Raw genomic sequence first — 3,525 nt, 5'->3', positions numbered from 1 at the left:
GCGGTTTCCTGAGAGTTAGCTGGAAGAGCGGGTCGCTTTCGCCCTAGGCTGTGGCCATGCTCGCAACCTCCATCACCGACCAGGCCAGTGTGTCGTCCCTGTGGACGACGTCGATCTTCGGGCTGGTGATCTACGTCATCGTCGTCGTTGCCCTGTGGCGGGTCTTCGCAAAGGCGGGGTGGCTCGGCATCCTGGCGATCATCCCGATCGTGAACATGTTCATCCTCGTGAAGATCGCCGGATACTCAGCGTGGCTCGGGCTGCTCTACTTCATCCCCATCGCCAACTTGGTGCTGGCCATCATCGTGGCGATCAAGGTCGGTGAGAGATTCGGCAAGGGGGGCGCGTTCTCCTTCTTCCTGCTGTTCCTCTTCCCCTTCATCGGATACCTCATCCTCGGCTTCGGTGACGCCAGGTACACGAAGCGCGCCTGAATCTGATCCCATCACCCTCGCGGGCGCCGGCCATGGGTCGGCGCCCGCTCTCATGCCCCGATACCCTCTACCCAGGAGGTTGCGGATGGGCAGGACGGCCGATGCGATCGCTGAGGGCGTCATCATCGCCATCGCGGCGGCGCGTCTGAGCATCCGAAACCGGATTCTGGTCGACGCGATTCGCAACGACAGCGCCTTCTCGGTTGACGCCGTGAAGCCGTTCGCCCGGCAGACTCTCGAAGCGCTCGCCGATGAGCAGTCGGCAGCTGCAGATCGCGCCCGGGCCGACTGGCGCCGCGCGTGGGGGAGGCAATCCGACCCGAGCGGGACGCACGACTACCGAGGGCGTGACTCCCGGAATCTGCGGCGGCGCGCCCGACAGTACACGGGGGTTGCCAAGGAGCTCCGTGAGAGGGCAACCGACGACGCGGCACTCGAGCAGCTGATCGAGCAAGCGCGCGATGCCGCGTGGGGCGATGTCGAATCGAACCTCGAGCGGCGCCTGATCGTTGAGGCGATGCGACCGGATCTGGATCCCGACTACGCGTCGATGCGCGCAGCGCGGATGCAGTCGATCAGGCTCATCGACCTGCCGCGCCTCGCGTCGCACCAGCGCAGACTGAGCAGCCCGGCGGCGGCGGCGCCGATCGTTGATACCGACGACTCCGGTCCGGTTCCCGACGGTGAGAGACCCGAGGGAGGGTGAGTCTCGGTGCGGTCTCCCGCGATTCGCTGTCTGAGGCATTCGTGGGGTAATCTGGACGCTGGTTTGCTCGCGGAAATGAGCGGACCATGCGCCCGTAGCTCAATGGATAGAGCATCTGACTACGGATCAGAAGGTTAGGGGTTCGAGTCCCTTCGGGCGCGCACTGTGTTGAGACAGTGATGAGGTCCCTGAGCCCTACGGCTCGGGGACCTTCTTCGTTTCCCGACGTCCAGGGAACTCCCTCGATAGGGTTGTCTCACTCACCGGGAAGAGCGAGGAAGCGGATGCCTGGTCCGATGCCCCTGGACGGCGTCGTCGTCGCCGACTTCAGTCGCGTGCTCGCAGGACCGTTGGCGGCATCCACTCTCGCCGACCTCGGCGCCGACGTGATCAAGGTGGAGCGCGCCGGATCCGGAGACGATACTCGGCGGTGGGGCCCGCCGTGGACCGCTAACTCCTCCTCCTACTTCGAGTCGGCCAACCGCGGGAAGCGCTCCATCGCGCTCGACTTCGGCGACCCCGCGGATCTCGACCTGGCGTGCCGACTGGTCTCACGCGCAGACGTCGTCGTCGAGAATTTCTTGCCCGGCACCCTCGAGCGGTTCGGGCTCGACTACGAGAGTGCGCGTGCGCGCAATCCCGCCATCGTCTATGCGTCGATCACGGGGTTCGGTAGCAAGGCCGGCGCCCACGCGGCTGGCTACGACTTTCTCGTGCAAGCGGTGGGCGGTCTCATGGACATCACCGGGCCGCCCGGATCCCCGTCCAAGGTCGGCGTTGCGATCGTCGATGTGCTGACGGCTAAGGATGCCACGGTCGCCATCCTCGCTGCCCTGCACGAGCGTTCCCGGAGCGGGCTCGGGCAGCACGTCGAGGTCGCTCTTCTCTCGAGCCTGCTCGCGGCGCTGGTGAACCAGGCCTCGGGGTTCCTCGCGACGGGCCACTCTCCGCGCTCGCTCGGTAATCGGCATCCGTCGATCGCGCCCTACGAAGCTCTCGACACCGGCGACGGCGTTCTCGCGCTCGCCGTAGGAAACGACCGGCAGTTCGCGCGGCTGTGCGAGGTTGTGGGAGCCCCCGACCTGGCGACCGATCCGCGCTTCGTCACCAACGCGCAGCGCGTTGCCCACCGGGATGAACTGGCGGCAGCACTCGAGGCGCGCCTGCAAGCCGACGCCGCGGCATCGTGGACGACGCGGCTGATGGATGCCGGGGTGCCGGCCGGCACGATCGGCAGCGTCGCCGACGGCTTCGCTCTGGCAGAGCGGCTCGGCCTTGAGCCTCGGGTGCCGGTCGAAGGCGGTACCGACCAGATTCGATCTCCGTTGCGGTTCACGCGGACACCGATCTGCGGGTACGAACGCCCGCCGCGGCTCGATGAGCACGGTGACGAGATCCGCCGGTGGCTTGCCGGCCCCGATCCGACCGGTCGCGCGAGTGACCTTCCCGAAGGAGACGCCCGTGGCACCCGTGGATGACGTCATCGACATCGCCGACATCGACGCGCTGCTCAGCGACGACGAGCGCGCCACGCGTGATGCGGTCCGCGCCTTCGTCGAGCGGCGCGTGATTCCGCACGTCGGTGACTGGTTCGAGCGGGGCGAGACCGATGATCTGCGGGGCCTCGCGAAAGACCTCGGTCAGCTCGGGGTGCTCGGCATGCACCTCGAGGGATACGGGTGCGCGGCTATGTCGGCCACCGAGTACGGCCTGGCATGCCTCGAGCTCGAGGCTGCGGACTCTGGCATCCGTTCGCTCGTCTCGGTGCAGGGGTCGCTCGCGATGTACGCGATCTGGCGTTGGGGGAGTGAGGAACAGAAGCAGCGGTGGCTTCCGGGTATGGCGGCCGGTGACCTGATCGGGTGCTTCGGTCTCACTGAACCGGATGCCGGCTCAGACCCCGCGAGCATGCGAACCCGAGCCGTCCGCGACGGCGATGATTGGGTGCTCGAGGGTCGCAAGATGTGGATCACAAATGGGTCGGTCGCGGATGTCGCTGTCGTTTGGGCGCAGACCGAGGGTGGCATCCGGGGGTTTCTGGTTCCGACTGACTCCGCGGGGTTCTCAGCGCCGCAGATCGAGCACAAGCTGTCGCTGCGCGCATCCGTGACTTCCGAACTGGTGCTGGATGCGGTGCGCCTGCCCGCGGATGCCGTGCTCCCGGAGGTCCAGGGACTTCGGGGTCCGCTCAGCTGTCTGAACGAGGCGCGATACGGTATCGCCTGGGGCGCGCTGGGTGCAGCGCGATCGGCACTGACCGCCGCCCTGACCTACGCCGCGGAACGGACGCAGTTCGGCAAGCCGATCGCGGCGTTCCAGCTCACGCAGCAGAAGCTCGTCGACAGCGTGGTCGAGTACGAAAAGGGGCTGCTGCTCGCGCTTCAC

Annotated in this window: 4 protein-coding genes and 1 tRNA gene; all 5 read left to right on the top strand. The window is 66.9% G+C overall.

All coding sequences use genetic code 11. The features are described 5' to 3' along the window. Positions 1-56 precede the first annotated feature (56 nt). A complete protein-coding gene (locus tag B3587_RS10945) occupies positions 57-434 on the top strand; it encodes a DUF5684 domain-containing protein (RefSeq protein ID WP_292728557.1) in 378 nt (125 codons plus the stop codon). Between the two features lie 85 nt (positions 435-519). Next, complete coding sequence (locus B3587_RS10940; protein WP_228178447.1) at positions 520-1,140, top strand: asparagine synthase; 621 nt, start codon at positions 520-522, stop codon at positions 1,138-1,140. Positions 1,141-1,228: 88 nt separating this feature from the next. Beyond that, positions 1,229-1,301 (top strand) — tRNA-Arg (locus tag B3587_RS10935). 123 nt (positions 1,302-1,424) lie between these two features. Next, positions 1,425-2,618 (top strand): CaiB/BaiF CoA transferase family protein, encoded by a 1,194-nt coding sequence (locus tag B3587_RS10930; protein ID WP_292728554.1) that lies wholly within the window; start codon positions 1,425-1,427, stop codon positions 2,616-2,618. Further along, a partial coding sequence (locus tag B3587_RS10925; protein WP_292728553.1) for an acyl-CoA dehydrogenase family protein occupies positions 2,602-3,525 on the top strand: 924 nt, incomplete at its 3' end. The genes B3587_RS10930 and B3587_RS10925, both read left to right, overlap by 17 nt.

The sequence above is a fragment of the Microbacterium sp. UBA837 genome, assembly GCF_002296025.1.
Taxonomy (GTDB): Bacteria; Actinomycetota; Actinomycetes; order Actinomycetales; family Microbacteriaceae; genus Microbacterium.
Note: the sequence above shows the minus strand (reverse complement) of the source record. Positions and strands in the feature narration are given on the sequence as shown.